The 19,716-nt window shown below is 68.9% G+C and carries 19 protein-coding genes and 1 pseudogene; 7 read left to right on the top strand and 13 right to left on the bottom strand.

Going from position 1 to position 19,716, the window contains the following annotated elements:
- Positions 1-51: 51 nt before the first annotated feature.
- Entirely contained in the window at positions 52-906 is an 855-nt protein-coding gene (gene rsmI / locus VHU88_04585) for a 16S rRNA (cytidine(1402)-2'-O)-methyltransferase (protein ID HEX3610942.1), read from the bottom strand.
- A 253-nt stretch (positions 907-1,159) separates the two neighbouring features.
- Between rsmI and VHU88_04580 the strand changes: the two genes are divergently transcribed.
- The 3 genes from VHU88_04580 to VHU88_04570 all read left to right on the top strand — a co-directional run bounded on the left by VHU88_04580 (position 1,160) and on the right by VHU88_04570 (position 6,484).
- The gene (locus VHU88_04580) at positions 1,160-2,647 is read left to right on the top strand and encodes a phospholipid carrier-dependent glycosyltransferase (protein ID HEX3610941.1); all 1,488 of its coding nucleotides are present in this window, start codon (positions 1,160-1,162) and stop codon (positions 2,645-2,647) included.
- A gap of 21 nt (positions 2,648-2,668) precedes the next feature.
- Positions 2,669-5,584: an AMP-binding protein gene (locus VHU88_04575; protein ID HEX3610940.1), complete on the top strand. Its 2,916-nt coding sequence runs from the start codon at positions 2,669-2,671 to the stop codon at positions 5,582-5,584.
- Between the two features lie 93 nt (positions 5,585-5,677).
- The gene (locus VHU88_04570) at positions 5,678-6,484 is read left to right on the top strand and encodes a phosphatase PAP2 family protein (protein HEX3610939.1); all 807 of its coding nucleotides are present in this window, start codon (positions 5,678-5,680) and stop codon (positions 6,482-6,484) included.
- Here VHU88_04570 and VHU88_04565 read toward each other — a convergent pair.
- Positions 6,450-7,205 (bottom strand): hypothetical protein, encoded by a 756-nt coding sequence (locus tag VHU88_04565; GenBank protein ID HEX3610938.1) that lies wholly within the window; start codon positions 7,203-7,205, stop codon positions 6,450-6,452. The two genes, VHU88_04570 and VHU88_04565, sit on opposite strands and share 35 nt — an antisense overlap.
- Before the next feature lie 307 nt (positions 7,206-7,512).
- Between VHU88_04565 and VHU88_04560 the strand changes: the two genes are divergently transcribed.
- Together VHU88_04560 and mscL are read left to right on the top strand one after the other, a co-directional pair.
- Positions 7,513-7,716: a cold-shock protein gene (locus VHU88_04560; protein ID HEX3610937.1), complete on the top strand. Its 204-nt coding sequence runs from the start codon at positions 7,513-7,515 to the stop codon at positions 7,714-7,716.
- 156 nt (positions 7,717-7,872) lie between these two features.
- Complete coding sequence (gene mscL, locus VHU88_04555; GenBank protein HEX3610936.1) at positions 7,873-8,313, top strand: large conductance mechanosensitive channel protein MscL; 441 nt, start codon at positions 7,873-7,875, stop codon at positions 8,311-8,313.
- A 421-nt stretch (positions 8,314-8,734) separates the two neighbouring features.
- Here the strand turns inward: mscL and VHU88_04550 are convergent, their stop codons facing one another.
- The gene (locus tag VHU88_04550; protein ID HEX3610935.1) at positions 8,735-9,154 is read right to left on the bottom strand and encodes a type II toxin-antitoxin system VapC family toxin; all 420 of its coding nucleotides are present in this window, start codon (positions 9,152-9,154) and stop codon (positions 8,735-8,737) included.
- Positions 9,151-9,318 carry a hypothetical protein gene (locus tag VHU88_04545; protein HEX3610934.1) on the bottom strand — a complete coding sequence of 56 codons (168 nt, stop codon included), beginning with the start codon at positions 9,316-9,318 and terminating at the stop codon, positions 9,151-9,153. Before VHU88_04545 ends, VHU88_04550 begins: the two co-directional genes overlap by 4 nt.
- Before the next feature lie 619 nt (positions 9,319-9,937).
- Between VHU88_04545 and VHU88_04540 the strand changes: the two genes are divergently transcribed.
- Positions 9,938-11,377 (top strand): tyrosine-type recombinase/integrase, encoded by a 1,440-nt coding sequence (locus VHU88_04540; protein ID HEX3610933.1) that lies wholly within the window; start codon positions 9,938-9,940, stop codon positions 11,375-11,377.
- 23 nt (positions 11,378-11,400) lie between these two features.
- Here VHU88_04540 and VHU88_04535 read toward each other — a convergent pair whose 3' ends face one another.
- The 7 genes and pseudogenes from VHU88_04535 to VHU88_04505 all read right to left on the bottom strand — a co-directional run bounded on the left by VHU88_04535 (position 11,401) and on the right by VHU88_04505 (position 16,447).
- Positions 11,401-11,619: an aldehyde dehydrogenase family protein gene (locus VHU88_04535; protein HEX3610932.1), complete on the bottom strand. Its 219-nt coding sequence runs from the start codon at positions 11,617-11,619 to the stop codon at positions 11,401-11,403.
- Positions 11,620-11,621: 2 nt separating this feature from the next.
- Positions 11,622-11,924, bottom strand: a pseudogene (locus tag VHU88_04530) (SDR family oxidoreductase).
- Complete coding sequence (locus tag VHU88_04525; protein HEX3610931.1) at positions 11,921-12,142, bottom strand: hypothetical protein; 222 nt, start codon at positions 12,140-12,142, stop codon at positions 11,921-11,923. Before VHU88_04525 ends, VHU88_04530 begins: the two are co-directional and overlap by 4 nt.
- Positions 12,139-12,441 (bottom strand): SDR family NAD(P)-dependent oxidoreductase, encoded by a 303-nt coding sequence (locus VHU88_04520; protein ID HEX3610930.1) that lies wholly within the window; start codon positions 12,439-12,441, stop codon positions 12,139-12,141. The genes VHU88_04525 and VHU88_04520 overlap by 4 nt, the downstream gene beginning before the upstream one ends.
- 18 nt (positions 12,442-12,459) lie before the next feature.
- The gene (locus VHU88_04515; protein HEX3610929.1) at positions 12,460-12,609 is read right to left on the bottom strand and encodes a hypothetical protein; all 150 of its coding nucleotides are present in this window, start codon (positions 12,607-12,609) and stop codon (positions 12,460-12,462) included.
- Positions 12,610-12,827: 218 nt separating this feature from the next.
- Complete coding sequence (locus tag VHU88_04510) at positions 12,828-15,467, bottom strand: PEP/pyruvate-binding domain-containing protein (protein ID HEX3610928.1); 2,640 nt, start codon at positions 15,465-15,467, stop codon at positions 12,828-12,830.
- A 59-nt stretch (positions 15,468-15,526) separates the two neighbouring features.
- Entirely contained in the window at positions 15,527-16,447 is a 921-nt protein-coding gene (locus VHU88_04505) for a hypothetical protein (protein ID HEX3610927.1), read from the bottom strand.
- A gap of 193 nt (positions 16,448-16,640) precedes the next feature.
- On the opposite strand from VHU88_04505, the gene VHU88_04500 reads away from it, so the two are divergent.
- Positions 16,641-18,032, top strand: coding sequence for an NAD(P)-binding protein (locus VHU88_04500; GenBank protein HEX3610926.1), 1,392 nt, complete (start codon positions 16,641-16,643; stop codon positions 18,030-18,032).
- 4 nt (positions 18,033-18,036) lie between these two features.
- Here VHU88_04500 and VHU88_04495 read toward each other — a convergent pair whose 3' ends face one another.
- Together VHU88_04495 and VHU88_04490 are read right to left on the bottom strand one after the other, a co-directional pair.
- On the bottom strand, positions 18,037-18,846 hold the full coding sequence (locus tag VHU88_04495) for an enoyl-CoA hydratase-related protein (protein HEX3610925.1): 810 nt from the start codon (positions 18,844-18,846) through the stop codon (positions 18,037-18,039).
- A gap of 2 nt (positions 18,847-18,848) precedes the next feature.
- Positions 18,849-19,716: hypothetical protein (locus VHU88_04490; protein ID HEX3610924.1), on the bottom strand; the 868-nt coding region annotated here is incomplete at its 5' end.

Genomic DNA, 19,716 nt, shown 5'->3' with positions numbered 1-19,716 from the left:
GCCTTAGGTCCGGGTCAGTGCGCGGATCGGGACTACCCGTCCGGCGCCGGCTCAGGCCTGCTTGGCGGCGACCACCGCGTCGAACACGATTCGCTTGGGCACCCCAGCGGCCTCGGCGACCGCGGCGATCGCCGTCTTCCGTGGCTCGCCGGCCGCCTCCCGGGCAGCCACCCGCGCCGCGTACTCCCCCGGCTCGAGCACCTCGACGGTCTCCGGGGCGCCGCCGACCACGACGGTGACCTCGCCGCGCACGCCGTCGGCCGCCCACTCGGCCAGGTCGCGCAGCGCCCCGCGGCGGATCTCCTCGTAGGTCTTGGTCAGCTCGCGGCAGACGGCCGCCGGCCGGTGCGCCCCGAACACCGCGGCCATCGCGGCCAGGCTGGCCGCCAACCGGTGTGGGGCCTCGAAGAACAACAGCGTCCGCGGCTCGGCGGCCAACTCGCTCAGCCGGGCCCGGCGCGGCCCGGCCTGCCGGGGCAGGAAGCCCTCGAAGCAGAACCGGTCGGTCGGCAGCCCGGACACCGCCAGCGCGGCCAGCGCCGCCGACGGCCCCGGCACCACGGTCACCCGGATCCCCGCCGTGACCGCGGCGGCGACCAGCCGGAACCCCGGGTCGGCCACGGCCGGCATCCCGGCGTCGGTGACCAGCAGCACCCGGGCCCCGCCGAGCAGGTGGTCCAACAACGTCGCGGTGCGCCCGACCTCGTTGCCCTCGAAGTACGACACCACCCGCGCGGTCGGCCGCACGTCCAGCGCGGCGCACAGCCGCCGCAGCCGCCGGGTGTCCTCGGCCGCCACGACGTCGGCCTGGGCCAACTCGGCCCGCAGCCGCGGGGTCGCGTCGGCCGGGTCGCCGATCGGGGTGCCCGCGAGCACCAGCACCCCGAGCGCCGCCGAGTCAGTCACGGCCCCCATCCTCGCCCAGCCCCCAAATCCGCACTTCTGCTGCCTGTCCCACGTATCCGGAGCCCCTGATACGTGGGACAGGCAGCAGAAGTCGGGGGAAAGGGTGGGCGACACGGGGCGGGAGGCGGGTCCACCGCCCGGGCGCCGGGGCTCCGTAGAGTGGCGCCCGATGGTCATCCAGCTCACGCGCGAAACCACCGGTGTCCCCACCCGGATCGCGCGCACCCGCCCCTTGGGGCTGAGCCTCCCCCCGATGCCCACCGGGCGGATGACCTGGATCGGTCCGCTGCTGGTCACGCTGGTCGGCGCCATCGTGCGGTTCTACCGACTCGGCCGCCCGCACGCGGTGGTCTTCGACGAGACCTACTACGTCAAGGACTCGTGGTCGCTGCTGCACCACGGCGCCGAGCAGGCCTACGTGGCCGATGCCGACACCAAGATGTTGGCCGGCGACACACACATCATCACCAACGCGCCGACGTTCGTGGTCCACCCGCCGGACGGCAAGTGGCTGATCGCGATCGGGGAGAAGATCGGCGGGCTGAACCCGTTCGGCTGGCGGTTGGCCGTCGCCGTGATCGGCACGCTCACGGTTTTCCTGGTGGCCCGCATCGGCATCCGGTTCACCCGGTCGGTTCTGCTCGGCTGCCTGGCCGGGCTGTTCATGGCACTCGACGGCCTGGCCGTCGCCATGAGCCGCACGGCCCTGCTGGACGGGCTGCTCGCGTTCTGGGTGCTGGCGGCGTTCGGGTGTCTGCTGGTCGACCGGGACCGGGTCCGGGAGAAGCTCGGGTCCGGGCCGGCGCGACCCGGGGCCCGGTTGGGCCTACGGCCGTGGCGGATCGGTGCCGGGGTGTGCTTCGGGATCGCGCTGGGCACCAAGTGGAGCGCGGTGCCGTTCCTGCTCGCGTTCGGGTTGATGGCGCTGCTGTGGGACAAGTCGGCGCGCAGCGCCGTCGGGGAGCGCCGTCCGTTCCGGACCACGCTGCGGGCCGACGTCCCCGGGGCCACGCTGTCCCTGGGGCTACTGCCGCTGGTGATCTACCTGTTCAGTTGGACCGGCTGGATCGTGACCAGCCACGGCTGGTCCCGGCACTGGGCCGACGGCCGGTCCACCGACTACCCGATCATCCCGGCGGTCTTCCGCTCCTTGTGGCACTACCACTGGGAGATCCTGCACTTCCACACCACGTTGCGGGAGCACCACCCGTACCAGTCCAGCCCGTGGGGCTGGAGCATCCTGGCCCGCCCGGTGGCCTACTACTCCTCCGACCTCTCGCAGGGCAACGAGGACTGCCACGCGACGTCCTGCGTCCGCGAGGTCCTCGGGATCGGCACCCCGGTGCTGTGGTGGGCAGCCACGGCCTCGCTCGTTTTCGTGCTCTGGCGCTGGGCCGGGGCCCGCGACTGGCGGGCCGGCGCGGTCCTGGCCGGGGTCGCCGCGGGCTGGTTGCCCTGGTTCCGCTACAGCGACCGGCCGATCTTCTACTTCTACGCGATCGCGTTCGCGCCCTTCCTGTTCCTCGGCCTCACACTCGCGTTGGGCTCGCTGATCGGGCCGGCGCCGGGCGAGGACGCGAGCGCCCGCGTGGTGCGGCGCCGGGCGATCGGGGCGACGGCCGCCGGTGCGCTGGTCGTGCTGGTCGTGGTGAACTTCTTCTACATCTATCCGCTGCTGTCCGCCGGGACGCTGTCGCAGCAGGACTGGTTGTCGCGAATGTGGTTCCGCACCTGGATCTGACGGGAGGGCAGGTTGTCGCTGATGCCCATGCCGTTGACCCCGCGGACCGTGCGCCGCTCCGTCCGGGCGCTGCACCACACGGTGACGAACGCGGTGGAGATCGCCCGGTTCGGCGGACTGGCCACGGGCGAGCAGCCCAGCCCGTTCGCCGTCGTCGCCCGTACCGAGATGTTCCGCCTGCGGCGCTACTTCCCCGGCGAGGTAGCGGGCCCGCCGGTGCTGCTGGTACCGCCGCTGATGATGTCCGCGGAGGTGTATGACGTCTCCCGCGACACCAGCGGGGTGGGAATCCTCGCCGAACTCGGGGTCGACCCGTGGGTGGTCGACTTCGGTGCACCTGAACGTGAGGAGGGCGGGCTCGGGCGCAACGTCGCCGACCACGTGCTGGCCGTCAACGAGGCGGTCGATCTGGTCCGCGAGCGCACCGGGGCCGACGTCTTCCTGGCCGGGTACTCCCAGGGCGGGATGTTCGCCTACCAGGTCGCCGCCTATCGACGCTCGGAAGGCCTGGCCGGCCTGATCACGTTCGGGTCGCCCGTGGATTCCCGTGCCACCCGGGCCTTCGGTCCGTTCTCCGAGGACATGGTCGTCGACGCGATGACCGTGGCGGCCGACAAACTCCTGGTCCACGTGAGCCTGCCGGCCTGGGCGAGCCGGTTGGGCTTCCGGCTGCTCGACCCGGTCAAGGCGGTCCGTACCCGCCTGGACTTCCTGCGGCAACTGCACGACCGCGACGCCCTGCTGCCCCGGGAGCGACAGCGACAGTTCCTCGACAACACCGGCTACGTCGCCTATCCGGGGCCGGCGATCGCGGAACTGGTCAAGCAGTTCGTGGCGCACAACCGGATGTTGTCCGGCGGAATCGCGGTGGGTGACGTCCTGGCCGGCCTGGCCGACATCACCTGCCCGGTGCTCGCGATCGTCGGGACGGTGGACACGATCGCTCCCCCGGCCGCGGTGCGGGCTATCGGCCGGGCCGCGCCGGCCGCGGACATCTACGAGTACGCCGTGCCGACCGGGCACTTCGGGCTGGTGGTCGGCGGCGGGGCCTCGACCCGAACCTGGCCCACCGTGGCAGCCTGGGTGAACCGGACCGGCGACCGACTGCCCGAGGGCGTCGTACCCCTTGAGGACGTCGCGGAAGAACCGGCCCCATTGCCCGGCCCGGTCGGACTCGGTCTGGAGACCGGCGCGGCTGCCGTCTCCGCGGCAAGGTCGGCCGCCGAGGCGGTGCTCGACGGGGTCCGTTCGGCGTCCGGGCTCGGCGTTGACGCGGTGCGTTCGCTGCCGAACCTGGCGCGGCTGGAGTTGCTGCGCTCGCAGACCCGGATCTCGCTGGGCTCGGTCCTCGCGCTGCGGGCCCGGCGCAATCCGGCGGACGTGTTCTTCGTCTTCGACGGTCGCGGCCACACCTACGCCGGCGCCGACGCGCGGGTCGATGCCATGGTCGCGGCACTGCTGTCGAGCGATGTCCGGCAGGGCGAGCACATCGGCGTGCTGATGCGCACCCGGCCGAGCGCGCTGACGGCGGTGACCGCACTGAACCGCATCGGTGCGGTGGTGGCGATGCTGCGCCCCGACGGGCCGACCGCTCGGGAGGCGGCACTGGCCGGGATCACCAAGATCGTCGCCGACGCCGAGCACGCCACGGCCGCGGCCCGACTGCGGTTGCCGGTCCTCGTGGTCGGCAGCGACTCCGGCGACCGGGTGCTGCCGACCGGGGCGGTCGACCTGGAAAGGCTGCCCCCCGATCCGGTGCCGGAGTGGTACCGCCCGGACCCGGGAACCGCGGCCGAGACCGCCTTCCTGTTCTTCGGCGGGCAGGGCCCGACGACCCGGATGACCCGGGTCAGCAACGGCCGCTGGGCGCTGTCGGCGTTCGGCACCGCGTCAGCCGCACGGTTGCGCCCGACCGACACCGTCTACAGCATCACCCCGCTGCACCATGTCTCCGGCCTGTTGACCGGGGTGGGCGGTTCACTGGCCGGCGGCGCCCGGCTGGCGATGGCAACCGGCCGCGACCCGGCCACGTTCTGGACCGAGGTCCGGCGCTACGGCGTCACCGTCGTCTCCTACACCTGGACCCTGCTGGCCGAGTTGATCGAGGCTGAGCCGAGCATCTCCGAACGCCACCATCCGGTACGGCTGTTCATGGGTTCCGGCATGCCCGGTTGGCTGTGGCAACGGGCCCGGGACCGCTTCGGTTCGGTGGCGGTGCTGGAATTCTTCGCCGCCGCCTCGACCGGCGTCGTCCTGGTCAACACCAGCGGGGAGAAGATCGGCGCGAAGGGCCGACCGTTGCCCGGCAGCGCCCCGGTCCGGGTGGTGCGCTACGACCTGACGGGCCGTCAGATCAAAATCGGGCCGGACGGTTTCGCCGTCGAGTGCGCCCCCGGCGAGGTCGGACTGCTGGTCGCCCGGCCCACCGCCGACCAGCCGACCGACTGCCTGCTCCGCGGGTTGTTCACCCCCGGCGACCGGTGGGTCTCCACCGAGCACCTGTTCATCCGAGACGCCGATGGCGACCACTGGCTGATCGACCACGTCGGCGATCTGATCGACACGGTGGACGGGGTAGCGGCGCCCAGTCGATGCGAGGAGGCGCTGGGCACCCTGGCCGCCGTCGAATCGGTCGCGGCGTACCCATCGGGTCCGGACGGCGGCCCGCAGTTGCTGGTCGCGGCGGTCAAGCTGCGTCCCGGACGGCAACTCATGGCCGGCGAGATCGATGCGACCCTGCACGAGATCGAGCTGCGCGACCGACCCGCGGTGATCCGCACGGTCGAGACGATCCCGCTGACCACGTGGTGGCGCCGCGACCGGGAGGCGCTGCGCCGCGACGAGCCCGCGGCCGCGCAGACACCGGGTTGGGTCCGCGGCGAGGGCGGAACCTACCGCGCCACCGCGGAGCCAGTCGGGGCGGCGCCGCGAGGTTGACCGTCTGCGGACGATTTTCTTGCTTTTCCAGACGGTCGAAATCCGGGCAAAACCGGTTATCCTCGTCGGCACTTCCAAGGGGAGGTAGCCGCCTTGGCCGACACCGCGCCTCCGGCCCTGGCTGCCACTCGCTCGTTCCGACTGGGGAGATTCGGCCGCGAGATCCTCGCGATGAGCGCCCTGTTCGCCGTCTACAAGTTCGGCCGCCTGCTGCGGCCGGGCGATGTCACCGTCGCCTACCAGAACGCGACCCGGGTCTGGGACTTCGAACGCTGGGCGCACCTGCCCAACGAGTTGGCCGAGCAACGCGCGCTGCTGTCCGGCCACGGCGTCATCCAGTTGGCGAACACCTATTACGCCGTCGTCCACTTCCCGGCGACGATCGCGTTCCTGGTCTGGATGTACCTGCGCCGCCCCGGGTTCTACCCCGTGGTACGGCGGGCGATGATCCTGACCACCGGCCTGGCGCTGATGATCCACCTGGCGTTCCCGCTGGCCCCGCCCCGGATGCTGTCCGGGCTCGGTTTCGTCGACACCGCCGCTCGGTACGGGCCGAACGTCTACGGCGCCGACCCCGAGCACGGCACGTTGATCAACCAGTACGCGGCGATGCCGAGCCTGCACGTGGGCTGGGCGATGCTCGTCGCGGCCGGGCTGATCGCTGCGACCAGCAGCAAGTGGCGCTGGCTGTGGCTGCTGCACCCGGTGATGACGGCCATCGCGGTGACCGGTACCGCCAACCACTACTGGCTGGACAGCCTCGCGGCGTGCGTGCTGCTGCTGGTCGTGTGCCTGGTGCCGGTCCGGGCGGCCGCGGCGCCTGTCGCCGCCGAACGGGCCTCCGGCGCGGTCGTCGCGGCCTTGCTCAGGACCCGCCGGCGCGGATCCACCGCCGGTTGACCTGCCGCGGCAGCCCGACCAGGCCGTCCTCGGCCGGCGCCCCGTAACGCAGTCCCCCGGTGGCCAGGTCCATCTCGATCAGTTCCGGCTCGCACTCCTCGCCGGCCTGCGCGGCGGCCCAGCAGATCCAGCGGATCCACTCCAGGCTGGTACCCCGGTTGGCTTGGCTGGTGACGCCGGCATCCACCGGGAGCCGTCCCGCGATCCCGGCGTCGAGCATGAGCGGTTGGACGCCCGGTCCCCCCCGCCGGTAGCCGGCGAAGTACAGCAGCTGGGTAGCGGCGTCGGACTCCAGATGCTCCAGTCGGCAGTCGGTGCGCAGCCGCAGGAACGCCGTACGCATGTCGGAGATCGTGGGGTCGGTCGACCGCAACCGGCTCAGCGCAGTGTCCAGGCGATGCCCGGTCGGGTCGTTGGCGAGGATCCGCAGCGCCTGCCGGCGGCCGTGCTTGGCCGAGCCCTGGGACCACATCAGGACCGCGGCGAGCAGTTGCCGAGAAGTAGCCCGGCGCATGCGCCAGCGGGCGGCCACCGCGAACACGTCCCGGCGCCAGACCGCGCCGTCGGTCGGGAAGTCCGCCGGCCAGGCATCCTCCGGGAGCGCGGCCCGCCACCGGCCGGCGTCGAGGCGAGTGGGATCCCCTTCGCCGGGCAGTGCCCGACGCCGGTCCGACTCCGGCGCCCGGCGGGCGGAGTTGCGGTGGAATGGAACGCCGATCATGGTCGAACGGTACGGGAGAGGCAGGGTTTGCACGTGTTGCTGTTGGGCTGAACGGGGTAACGCCCAATGACCGGTGTCATTCAAGCGGGCGAACCGAAGATTTCGCGGCCTCGCAACGATGGTAGCGAGGCCGTGACCTGTGCTAACGTCCCGCGCAGGTCGCAGCAGCAGTTCCCCGATCGTTCTCGAACGTCCGCGGATAACTCACTCCGTGGACGTTTTTTTACACCCGGACGGGGTCCGACTCCCGGCCTGGGCCGCTGGACCGCGGTCCGACCACAGTGCAGCGAGAAGGAGCACAAACAGCATGACCCAGGGCACCGTTAAGTGGTTCAACGCCGAAAAGGGCTTCGGTTTCATCGCCCAGGACGACGGCGGCGCCGACGTCTTTGTTCACTACTCGGCGATCCAGGCGACCGGCTACCGCTCGCTCGAGGACAACCAGCGCGTCGAGTTCGAGATCACCCAGGGTGCCAAGGGCCCGCAGGCCGAGAACGTCCGCCTCGTCTGATCTTCAACACTCCAACGGTTGGTCCCGTTCACGCGGCGGCCGGCCGTTCCTTTTAACCCGGACGCCCTGTCGCCGCCCGAACCGTGGCCGGCAGCATTTCTCCCTATGGCACATACAGCGGAGACCGAGCACCCCGTGGTGGAGAGGGCTCGCAAAATGACATCGTTCGATGGGTTCAAGAAGTTCCTGCTTCGCGGCAACCTTGTCGATCTGGCCGTTGCGGTCGTCGTCGGCGGCGCATTCGGCCTGCTGGTGAAAGCGCTCACGACCGACCTGATCAACCCACTGATCGCGGCGATCGCAGGTAAGCGCGACTTCAGCCAGCTCTACTTCACGATCCACAACTCCCGGTTCATGTACGGCGACTTCATCAACAACCTCGAGTCGTTCGCGATCATCGCCGGCGTCGTCTACTACTTCGTGGTGCTTCCGGTCGGCAGGATGCTGGAGCACTTCGAGCCGACCCCGGACGCACCCGCCCCGACCAGGGACTGCCCGCACTGCATCTCGAAGATCCCCGAGATGGCGACCGTGTGCGCGTTCTGCACCCGCGACGTAGAAGCTCCTCAGGAGGAGGAACCCATACCCGTCAGGTGAGCCTCAGGGGTGTCGTCGGCGTGGACGACCAGCGGCGTGGTGATCAGGACCTCCGAGAGCACCTGACCGGGCAGCCCCGTCGGTCAGCGATCGCCGGGTCACGACGGCGCAGAGCCCGCCGCCGGCATCCAGCACCGGGAACAGGCGTTGCAGCGGCGCAGGCCGCGTGGGACGCGACGGCGTCGGCTCGGGCATCGTTCTCCAGACAGTCAGGCACAAACCAGCGCCGCGGACGCCGTCGGACGCTGCGCAATCGGGCTTCGTATCGTAATCCGATCTGAATGCGGGGCTGACCTGCGGGCGCCGCGAGTGAAACGAGCCCGACGGACTGGCCTGTGGGGGCGAGATCGTGGCGCGCTATGGACAGACCCGGGCTTGGCCGGTCCTGTGGACGATCTCTCCCGCGTGACCTCGACCGGCTTCAGGTGGTCCAGGGGTCGATGAGTTCGATGCCGGTGTCCGTGAAGTCGTTGATGTTGCGAGTGGCCAGGACGCTTTGGTGGGCGCGGCAGATGGCGGCGATCTGCGCGTCGGGCAGGTTGATCGGCCGCCCCGAGCGTTCCCGGTGGGTGACCAGTTCGGCGTAGTGGACCGCCGCTTGGGCGTCGAAGGGATGGACCCGGCCGGCGAGGTCCTCGCCCAGGATCGCCTGCACTGCGGCGGCCAGGGCACTCTTGCGAGCCCCCTCGGAGAGGCGAGCTACCCCGTACCTCAGTTCCGCGGCCGTGATCGCGGTGGTGGCCACCTCGGAAGCGGGCAGCGCGTCCAGCCACGCCAGCACCGTAGCGGCGGGTTGGGCCCGGGTCAGCTCGGACAGGACGTTGGTGTCGAGGATGATCACGCGTCGAACACGGCCGCGCGGGGATCCATCTGAGGCCTCGCCGGCGCCGGTGCTTCGGCTCCGATGGCGGCGAAGCGGGCGTGGATTCGACTGCCCAGGCCCGAGTCCGGTACCGGGGGCTCGCCCAGGTGCTCGGCCAGGATCGCGCGGACCTCGGCCTCCATCGAGCGTCCGTGCTGGGCGGCACGTACCCGTAGCCGCGCGTGCAAGTTTTCAGCCAGCCCGCGAATCGTGAGCGTCGCCACTCGACCCCCTGAACACACCATCGATGACAGCAATGCTAGCGGATCGCTTGGTGGTCGGGGAGTCGTTCCACCCCCGCTCCGACGGGCGAGATCCTCTCGCCACGTGATCTGACTCTCAGTCAGAAACAGATATTCAGCCGGCCTCGGCTGCGGTCAGCGGGGTACGCCCGAGCGGGGTACGCCGGGGTACGCCGGATCCGCCGGATCCGCTGCCAAAATGCTGCCAAATGATCTTGAGGCCTGATCCGGTTTCCCGAATCAGGCCTCTGACCTGCTGCGTTGGGTGGAGCTGAGGGGATTTGAACCCCTGGCCCCCTCGTTGCGAAGGCCGCTCTGGCATTCAAGAACAGGCTGGAGCGTTGCCGCCTAATCACATATAATCGCAGGTCAGGGGCAATTTCCGTCCGGCGGCGTCCATCGGCGTTCGTGGTCGTTCACGCAGCTCTTGCGGACAATTTGCGGACAAACGATCTTGGGGGGCGACAGTCCGTTGGGGTGGGTGAAGACGCGCGCGAGGCGCGACGGCAAGCCCCAGTACATGGCTGTCTATCGGGACCTGCGAGGCGCCGAGCGGTCGGCTGGCACCTACCGGACCGAGCGGGAAGCGATCAAGGCATGGCACAGGGCCGAGGGGGACCTCTCGTCGGGGCGGGCCAGCGACCCTAAACGAAGCCGGCTGACGCTGCGCCAGTACGCCGAGACGGAGTGGCTCCCGAACCATATGGTCGAGGCCACCACCAGGGAGAACTACCGCTACCTGCTCAACCGGTACGTCATCCCCGGGCTGGGTCACCTGCGGATGGTCGAATTGCTGCCGTTCCACGTGCGGGAGTGGGTCGGTGAACTGCAGCGCGACTACGCGGCGCGTCCACCGACGGTTCGCGAAGCCAAGGTCGTGCTCGACGCCATCCTGACCACAGCGCTCACCGACCAGGTGGTGTGGCTGCATGCCGGACGCGGCGTGAAGACCCCGCCGGTCGCGCGCAAACCGAAGCGCATCATCACCGTCGAGCAGTACAACCTGGTCTACGCGGCGCTGGACGACGAGACGATGCAACTCATGGTGGAGACGGCGATCGAGTCCGGCCTGCGTTGGGGCGAACTGACCGAGCTGCGGCCGAAGGACCTCGACCCGGCCACCGGCGTTCTGACCATCTCGCGCGCGGTGGTGGAGCTGAAGTCCAAGGACCGGCCCGAAGGCACTCGGTTCGCCGTCAAGGACTACCCGAAGGATAAGGAGTGGCGACAACTCGGCCTGACCAAACGCCTCGTTGGACGGATCCAGCAACACATCCGCAGCCGTGGACTCGGCCGTGACGACCTGCTGTTCCCCCACCCTGCTCCAGAAGCCAACCGGCACCGGCGACCCGAGCTCCTTCCCGATCCGCAGACGTTGGGGCTGACCGAGCCCAACGAGAAGGGAAAGCGGTACCTGCACGGCACCCTGACGGCGTACCAGGCCGCGCCCTGTCGCTGTCGCCCTTGCAAGGACGCAGTGGCCGTCTATCGTGCCGAGCGGCGAGCCGGCGGAAAGGACAGCCCGCGGCGGCCGCGAGCTGTTCTAACGGATGGTCACATTCCCAACAACTGGTTCCGCGCCCACGTGTGGAACCCCGCCCTCGCGGCCGCCGATCTCGGGTTCCGGGTCACGCCCCACGGACTGCGCCATGCGCACGCCTCGTGGCTGCTGGCCGGCGGAGCCAACCTCCAGGTCGTGAAAGAGCGGCTCGGACACGGCAGCATCGTGACCACTGGAAAGTACCTCCACGCGCTGCCCGGCGCTGACCAAGCCGCGCTGGAAGCCTTGGATGCGTTCCGGTCGCGCCAGCCCGCCACATCAGCTGCGTCGCCAGAGCCGCGGGACGTCGAACTCGCTGAGATGCGTGAACTGGCCGCCAAGCTCCACCACTTGCTGGGCGGATTGGATCATTCGGCGCAGAACCCCGATGGGATCGAGCTATCCGCCCCGCGAGCGTGATCGGAACGCCCGCCATTGGGTAATCAGCCCGTTGAGCATTTCGTGTCACGAACGACGGCACGAACGGTCACGGCGGGCCGCGGGTCGTCGGTGAACACCGCGGCATTGAGGCCGGAAATCGAATCATTCGCGATCTCGACGTCGTGCCGTTCGTCGTCGGCGGCGATCACAGTGAGGAGCGGCCCGAAGATCTCCTCCCGGGCAATCGTCGCTGTGTCGGCGAGCTTGGTTGCATCGCCCATCGCTAGATCCGGATCCCGCCACCGCAGGTCAGCGTCTCGCCAGTGACGTAGTCCGACTCGGGGATGCAGAACAGGTACACCGCACTGGGAGCTTCCTCCGGCGTGCCTGGGCGCGCCAGCGGAATCATCATTTCCATCGTGGACATCAGTTGCGGGTTCAACCCGACGGCGATTTGCTTGCCCTCGACCTCGATGGTCTTGAGCTAGGTCGTCACCTCGGTTAGCCGGGTCTTGATGAACCCGAAGGCCACCGTGTTCATGGCGACGTTGTAACGGCCCCACTCCCTGGACATCGTCCGGGTCAGACCCGTGACGCCAGCCTTTGCATTGGCGTAGTTGGCCTGTCCCGGGTTCCACCGAGCCCGGCGAGCGAGGAGATGTTCACCACCTTGCGACCGCGGGCACCACCCGCGGCGATTTCGGCTTTTGCGGCCGCAGCGATCACCGGCTGGGCGGCACGCAGGAACTTGAACGGGCCCTTGAGGTGCGCGTCGAGGATCGCGTCCCACTGCTCGTCGGTCATCTTCTGCACGACCGAGTCCTGTAGCCAGCGTTGTTGACGATTATGTCGATCCCGCCGAGCTCGTCCACCGCGGTCTGCACGAACCGCTCGGCCAACCCGTCCGCGGTGACCGACCCGCCGCAGGCCACCGCCCGCCCGCCGGCCGCCTCGATCGCGGCCACGGTCTCCTTGGCCGGTGCGTCGTCGAGGTCGTTCACTACGATTGACGCCCCATCAGAAGCCAGCTTAAGCGCGATTTCCCGGCCGATGCCGCGGCCGGAGCCGGTGATCAGGGCGACGCGCCGGTGCAACTTACCCATCAGTGAACTCCGCAACGTCTACAGGGCGACGAGAGCGTCGCCGGTCAGGGTGGTGGTGCCGTCGGCGAGAGAGGCCACGAGCGCCAGAGAGGCCCGGCGTTCGCCGCCGACCTCCTCGATCGCGATGACCGTCGCCGTGCAGATCGGCTCGGTGTGCACCGGGGTCATCGCGGCGAACCTCACGCCGTAGGAGCGGATCCGATTCTGCGGCACCAGATCGGTGAGCAGTCGTGCCAGGTACCCGGCGACTCGGCTTTGCTCATCTCGCGTCTCTTCTCGACTCTCGGCTAACGATCGTTTACTTAACGTGCCCACTAAGTGGCTCGGGACTAGTCCTCCGGTGTGCTGTCCGACCGCCTGACGAGGCGTACGAATCTGATTGCCTGTCACTCCATATCGACAAAAGCGACGGTCCCCGCGTCGCCGTCGACGACGATCGTCGCGCCGTCCGGAATCTTGGTCATCGCTCCAGTGAGCTGGACTGCTGGAAAGCCGTACTCGCGGGCCAGGCACGCGGCGTGCGAGAGCATGCCACCGGTCTGCACCACGACCGAGCTGATGACCAGGAACACCGGGGTCCAGCCGGGGTCGGTCGCGTGGCAGACCAGGATCTCGCCCTGCTGCACCTGGCCGATGTCCTTGAGCTGCTTGACGACCCGGGCACGCCCGGTCACCTGACCGCCGCTCATACCCACGCCACGGAAAACGCCGGAACCGTCATCGGTCTCGGCCTCGGTGAAACTGATCGGCTGGTTGTTCTGCATGAAGGTCGGCGGCGTGACGGCATGGGAGGCGATCGCATCGAAATCCTTCATCCGGGCCGTGATCTTGGCCTTGGTCAGCGGCAGGTTGGCGCGGCCCAGGAAGAGGTCGTAGAGCTCCTCGATGCCGAGGAAGTAGAAGTCCCGATCGGTCTCGACCAGACCCCGCTCGGTCAGCCGGCGGTTCATCTCGAGATACGCCCGCTTGATCGACATCGTGTTGCGGTCGATGAAGTGGCGCTCGTCGTCACGGTAGATCAGCAACTTGAGGACCCAGTCGTGCAGGACCTTGAAGGCTTCGACCTTCAGCGCTCCGAGCGGCCCGTTGCGCAAGCTGTTCAGGGCGTCCTCGGTAGCGGCCTCGCGCCGCCGGTTGGTCTGCTCCTCGACGACTCGAGGGTCGTGGGTCTCGTCTGCCGACAGGCAGGCCTTGAGCGCGTTGTAGTCGATGCTGGGGTCCTCGATCCGACGCGCATAGATGATGTCGCGGTCGGCGTGGCCGCGGTGCGCGTTGGCCGTCAGGAACTTCCGGTACTCGCTCAGCCAGGACCGCCCCTCCTCAGTCTCCTCGAGTACCTCGAAGAAGGCTTCGTTCTCGTGCGCACGGAACTGTTCGACGAGGGCCGGCGACTTGCGGAGCTGCGTGGCCAGGTCCCAGAGCCACAGGTTCTCCACCGTCGTCGCGGTCTGCTTCGGAGTCCCGGCCATGAGGTCGGCGAAGATCTGCGGGTTTTTCCCGCGGTAGTACTTCTCGAGCAGAGAACCCAGCAGTCCGAAGACCAGAGCAGCGTGCTGAAGGAGCTGCATCGCGCCGACGCAGTAGTCGTGCTCGAACTTGACCTGCTGGTCGGTGTGCCGGATCAGTGCGCTGTCCGAGTGCGTCCGCAGGGCGTCCGCCGACAGACCGTCCACGAAGTCGGAACCACCGTAGATGAGCTTGCTCTGCACATCGAGGAACTGGAACACGTTGTAGTGCGGGTCCTGGAATCCGCGCGCCTGCAACGTGGCGAGGGCACTGAAGCTGAAGGGCGCGGCGGCCGTCGCCTCCTGGGTGGCGGGCGTGGCGAACGGCACCACGAAAGCCCGGCACGCCGGCGGCAGTACCTTGGCGATGACGCTGTCGAGGTCGGCCTGGTAGTAGGAGGTCCCCTTGTGGTACTTGAACCACTGGGCCTGCTCGGCGCCCTTGAGCCCATAGATCCGGTGGGCCTCCTGCAGGCCGCCCTGGTACGACTTCCCCCGGAAGGCGTAGAACAACGGGGTGACACCGCCGGTCCAGTAGGCGTCCGTCCAGCCGTAGGACCAGATCACGTCGTCCTGCGGGTACTGCTGCCAGGGCTCGACATCCTCGTCCCAGCTGAAGGCGACGCCGGTGATCGGGCGGGACTGCAGCAGATAGAACTTGCCGTCGACCAGCGCCCACTCGATGTCCTGCGGAATCCGCTCGTAGTACTCGGTGACACTGCGCCCGAGCGCGGCCAACTCGGCCAACTGCGTGTCGGAGAGGCAGAACCGCGCGCGGTCCGCGTTCGGGACCTCCGCCTCGACAGTGCCTTGACCCGAGGGATGGCGCACGACCTGGACCTCTTTCGCGCCCAGGATGCGAGTCCGCACGGCAAGGGCGTGGTGCTTGATGACGAACTCATCGGGTTGAGTGATACCGGAGACCACGGCCTCGCCCAGGCCCCAGGAAGCGTTGACCACGATCTCATCGGTGGCCGTGGTGAGCGGGTTGCCGGTGAACATCACACCGGAGACCTGGGAGGGGACCATGTTCTGGACGACGACAGCGAGGGCGACCCGGGTCTCGTCGATCTTGTTCTTGCTCCGGTAGGCGATCGCGCGCGCGGTCCAGAGCGAGGACCAGCACCGGCGCACCGCGTCGAGGACCTGCTCGGTACCGTGGACATCCAGGTAGGTGTCGTGCTGGCCGGCGAAGGAGGCCTCCGCCAGATCCTCCGCGGTCCCCGAGGAGCGTACGGCCACATACGTGTCAGTCCCGAGGTCGGCCAGGGCCTTGGCGATTGCCTCCACGAGCGCAGGCGGGACCGCCGCCTCCAGGAAGCGGGCCCGGACGTCCGCAGCCGCCTGCTCGAGCTTGGCCATGTCAGTGAGGTCCACCGCAGCCAGGTGTTCCGCCACCACGTCGCCGAGGCCCGACACGTGGACGAAGTCCCGATAGGCGGCGGTGGTCACCGTGAAGCCGCCCGGCACATTGAACCCTGCCTGAGTCAGCCGACCCAGGTTGGCGGCCTTGCCTCCCACGACATCGTGCTGGCAGGCGACATCGTCCTGAAAACGCTGTGTGTACGGTGCGTGGCCCACTAGAACCGTCCCTCGTAACCCTCGATGTAGGCGAAGGCACGACGGACGACGCGCTGCTCGCCCTCACGCCGAACGGAGCCCTGGATCAGCCGATAGTCCTCGGCGACGTCGGGTCGCAGCGGCCACCGGCCGCCCTTCTCCTGCGCCTCCCAGACGAAGGCCTCACCGGCCGCTGAGAAGGTGACCACCGCAGGGAACGCCGGAGCGCCCTGGTCGAACTCGGCCTTCGCTGTCACCTCGGCCGTCGCCAGAACTGACCCGTCGCTGTGCTGAACGCACGCGGCGGCGAACCCGTTGTTCCCCCACAGCAGCAATCCGGTCTCGGCTGTTCCGTCCTCGAACTCGGTGCAGAAATCGCACCAGGCGATCTGGTACTCCGAGGTGTAAGGGCTGGGGACAAGCGGCTGCCCGGTGGGCAGGTTCACGCTCGCGAAGATCGCTGAGCCGGCCACCGCCTCTCCGTCGATGGTGCCGGTGACCGCGAACCAGCGAGTGGTCCAGGCAAACGGGACCTCGGGGTTGGGCACATAGAGGCGGGGCGGTGTCCCGACGAGCGTGCCGCTCACCTCGAGGATTCCCTCCTCGGACCAGCCGAAGCTCGACTCCGTGCAATGCAGCAGGGCCGACCCGTCCGGTAGCCAGTCACCCCACACACCCTCTCGGCGCTCCAGCGTCAACGGTCCGTCGTACGCCTCACAGTCCACCTTCTGGTCGAAATCGCCGTCGGACCCGGCCTCGAGCACCGTCAGCTTCCGCGCCCTGTCAGCCGTGGTGCTGCGCATGGCGACCCACTGCCGACCACTCACCTGCGAGGTGAGGTTGGCGACGACGTAGTGCATCGAAAGGGGTACCCCGTACGCGTCCTCCCATTGCCACTGCGCGCCGACATCGTTGACCAGTGCCCGGGCTTGGTGCTCCATCGACGACACTCCTGGACTCGGCACGGGCGTCCGTGCGTATCACAGCAGTTCAGCGCTTGCCCACCGGCGGAGCAGCCGTACGCACTACTGAAACTGCGTGCGTAGTGGCTTACGTGGCCACTGGTAGGGGCTACCGATGCCACCAACCAGCAGGACGCCGTTTGCTTGATCAAACGCGAGAAGGGGCCATCGGATGAGCCAGCAGACTCACGGAGCGGGAACCAGCTTCGACGCAATCGTCGTGGGGGGCGGCGCCGCCGGCGTGTGCTGTGCGGCCGAGCTTGTCCGGCTGGGCGCCAAGCCGCTGCTGGTGAGCGAGTCGAAGGAAGTCGGCTATCTGTTCCGGTCCCTGATGATCGGGGAGGACACGCGTGCGGTGGTCCATCACCCGACGCGGAATCTGCACGGCTCCGGGGGCTACTGGTACACGCTGTGCCGGCAGCTCGATGTGCCGGTGAAGGCGCACTCCAACTTCACCGGTCTGGCGTTCACGGTCGAGGGTTCCGGCCTGGTGAAGGACCTGTCCATGTGCCCGTCGGCCGCCGCACTCACCGACGTGATCGCCACGCTCTCCCCGGTACCGCTGGGCGATTCGCGGGGCAACCTGCAGAAGGCGCTGCATGCGGGCCTGGCCATGTCGCCACAGGAGTTGGCGGGACTTCACCACGTCGGACTCGTGGAATGGCTCCACGGCATCGGCACCGACGAACTCACCACCGGGGTCCTGCTGTCCCTGGGTGCCGCGCTGACGTATCTGGAGATCGCGCAGGCAGTGGAGCACCTGTCCGTGTTCGGATTGTTCGGTCCGCTGCGCGGTTACCTGTGTGGCGAGGCCCATCTCTGCACGATTGAACCGGATGCCCGCGAAGGATTGCTCATCCCGTTGGCCAGGGAGATCGAGAACCGCGGTGGGACAGTCTGGCGCGGTGGCCGCGTCGCGGAGGTCATCGTGCAGGGCGGTTCCGCCGTGGGCGTCGTCATGCAGGACGGTACTGAGGCGCGCGCGCCGATGGTCGCCCTCGCGACGGGAACCCGCCGCATCGGTTCCCTTCTCAATCCGGTGCCACCCGAGGTGGAACGCGTGTCCGTCTTCGAGGGAAAGCTCGGGGACCTCGGCGAGTACACCACCTATGCGGTGACCGAAGGCCTCAGCGACGCCCACCCGGGACGGGTCATCGTCACGGTGCGCGCCGATGGCTCCCAGGCCCAGGTCGACTGGAACCTCAGCTCGGTCGCGCCCTGGTGCAGCGGACCCGGTCAGCAAGTGATCGGGTCAGAAGTCATCCGGTCGCGATCGCAAGTGGAGGCGCTCGGTGGTGAACCGGTCCTGCACGCCGAGATGCAGGCCGTGACGGAGAACATCTATCCCGGTTTCCGCGACTCGATCGTCGACTTCGGCTCGATGCAGCACCCGCTGCTGGTCACCACGTTCCTCACCGGCCCGAAGCTGCCCCGCCGCAGCGACTCGATCGAAGGCCTGTGGTTCGTCGGCGAGGAGTCCACTCCCGTCGACGGGATCTACACCGAAGGCGCAGCGAGTGCGGGCGTTCTGGGCGCCCGGGCGATGAGGGACACGGTCCAGTAGGGCCTCACCCGCCACTGCCGGGGCGAGCGGACTGCTTGCCCCGGGTCGCGAACGCGACGACTCCGGACAGGCCCTCGGACGAATCTCCGCTCACGCGCAGCGAATCCGCCTCAAGACCCAGATGGGTGCTCAGGTCGTGGTGTTCGGCCTCGCGCAGCAAGCGCTTGGACCGGCCCAGGGCGCCGGTAGCGCCCTCGGCCAGGGCGACCGCGATCCGGGTGGCTGTCGGACGTGCCTCGTCGTCAGGCACGACGGAGCTGACCAAGCCCCACTCGAGCGCCTCCTCGGCCGACAGCGTCCGGTTGGTCAGGGTCAGTTCCAGGGCTCGGCGCAAGCCGATCATCCGGGGCAGGAAGTAACTCGACCCACCGTCGGGGCTGAGGCCGATCTTTGTGTACGCGAGGACGAAGCGGGCCGAGGTGGATGCCACCACCAGGTCGGCGCAGCACATCAGGCCGATGCCCGCACCGGCGACGGGGCCCTGCACGCACGCGACAACGGGAACGTCCAGGTCCCAGAGCGCAAGCTCCGCTACATGCAGCGCCGAGGCGACCCGATGCAGTTCGGTACCCAGGCCGTCGCCGGCGACCGCGTAGGGCCCGAAATGCTTCATGTCCCCGCCGCCGCAGAAGATGGCGCCCTCGGCGTCCAGCAACACGGCCCGGGCCCCGCCCGCGGCGGATGCCTCCACGGCCGCGGCCAACTCCGGCCCGAACCGGAGGTCGATGGTGTTGGCCGACGCACCGCGGGTGAGCCGGATCCGGGCCAGCGGGCCCTCGAACCACTGTTGGACGAGTTTGCCGCTAACCGGCACCGCTACGCCGTCCCAGACTCGCCATTCATGCGGGTGACGTAGCCCTCCATGAACGAGAAGGACCGGCGTACTGGCACCGCGCAGCTCGCCCGCGAGACCGTGCCCTGACGCAACCGATGGCCCTCCGAGAGATGGGGCAGCACCGGCCACCGCCCGTTCGGGTCCGCCGTCCAGGTGAACGTCTCGCCACCGGCGCGCAGCTCCGCGCGGGCCGGGAACGCCAGCTCGCGGTCCTCGATCTCGACGGAGAACTCGACGTCTCCGGTGGACACGAGGGGACGACCGTCGTGCTGGGCGGCGAGGGCCTCGAACCCGCCGTAACCGACGATCGCCGTACCGGACTCCCAGGTACCGTCGGCGAGCTCGTTGATGTAGCCGAACCAAGCGATCTGCAGCTTCTTCAGGTAGGCGCTGGCGTGCAGCGACACGCCCGGCGCCATGTGCATGGTGTCCAACATGACGACACCCTCGACCCGCTTGCCCCTCATGACTCCCTCGACCCGGCACGGCCACGAGGTAAAGATCAGTGGAGTCTCCGGGTGACGCGCGTCCCACCGGCAGCCTGGACCGACCAGTTCACCCTCCAGATCGATCAAGGACCCCTCCTGCAGACGGAGCGAGGAGCCGGCAATCGTCAGCATCGGCGACCCGTCGGGACGGCGGTAACCCCAGCCGCCGACCGAACTGTCGAGCAGAACCGGTCCTGAGTAACCCTCCGCTGCCTCCGCGGCCAGCGTGAAGTCCTCCCCCTTCGGGCCCCCCATGGGCCGGAAACTCCACGTCTTGTCCGTGCCGAAGGCCCGCAGCCCGAACCATCGCTCGTCGCCGTCGACCTCCTCCAGGAAGTACTCCGCATAGGTCATGGAGAGC

It is taken from the genome of Sporichthyaceae bacterium, assembly GCA_036269075.1.
Taxonomy (GTDB): Bacteria; Actinomycetota; Actinomycetes; order Sporichthyales; family Sporichthyaceae; genus DASQPJ01.
Note: the sequence above shows the minus strand (reverse complement) of the source record. Positions and strands in the feature narration are given on the sequence as shown.

Excerpts from the sequence above, each read along its gene's own strand:
- VHU88_04515 (HEX3610929.1), bottom strand. The coding sequence starts at position 12,609 with ATGACCCCGGTGCACACCGAGCCGATCTGCACGGCGACGGTCATCGCG.
- VHU88_04560 (HEX3610937.1), top strand. The coding sequence starts at position 7,513 with ATGACCCAGGGCACCGTTAAGTGGTTCAACGCCGAAAAGGGCTTCGGT.
- VHU88_04505 (HEX3610927.1), bottom strand. The coding sequence starts at position 16,447 with ATGGAGCACCAAGCCCGGGCACTGGTCAACGATGTCGGCGCGCAGTGG.
- VHU88_04565 (HEX3610938.1), bottom strand. The coding sequence starts at position 7,205 with ATGATCGGCGTTCCATTCCACCGCAACTCCGCCCGCCGGGCGCCGGAG.
- mscL (HEX3610936.1), top strand. The coding sequence starts at position 7,873 with ATGACATCGTTCGATGGGTTCAAGAAGTTCCTGCTTCGCGGCAACCTT.
- VHU88_04575 (HEX3610940.1), top strand. The coding sequence starts at position 2,669 with ATGCCCATGCCGTTGACCCCGCGGACCGTGCGCCGCTCCGTCCGGGCG.
- VHU88_04525 (HEX3610931.1), bottom strand. The coding sequence starts at position 12,142 with ATGACCGACGAGCAGTGGGACGCGATCCTCGACGCGCACCTCAAGGGC.
- VHU88_04500 (HEX3610926.1), top strand. The coding sequence starts at position 16,641 with ATGAGCCAGCAGACTCACGGAGCGGGAACCAGCTTCGACGCAATCGTC.
- VHU88_04580 (HEX3610941.1), top strand. The coding sequence starts at position 1,160 with ATGCCCACCGGGCGGATGACCTGGATCGGTCCGCTGCTGGTCACGCTG.
- VHU88_04545 (HEX3610934.1), bottom strand. The coding sequence starts at position 9,318 with ATGGAGGCCGAGGTCCGCGCGATCCTGGCCGAGCACCTGGGCGAGCCC.
- VHU88_04535 (HEX3610932.1), bottom strand. The coding sequence starts at position 11,619 with ATGGGCGATGCAACCAAGCTCGCCGACACAGCGACGATTGCCCGGGAG.
- VHU88_04520 (HEX3610930.1), bottom strand. The coding sequence starts at position 12,441 with ATGGGTAAGTTGCACCGGCGCGTCGCCCTGATCACCGGCTCCGGCCGC.
- VHU88_04540 (HEX3610933.1), top strand. The coding sequence starts at position 9,938 with ATGGCTGTCTATCGGGACCTGCGAGGCGCCGAGCGGTCGGCTGGCACC.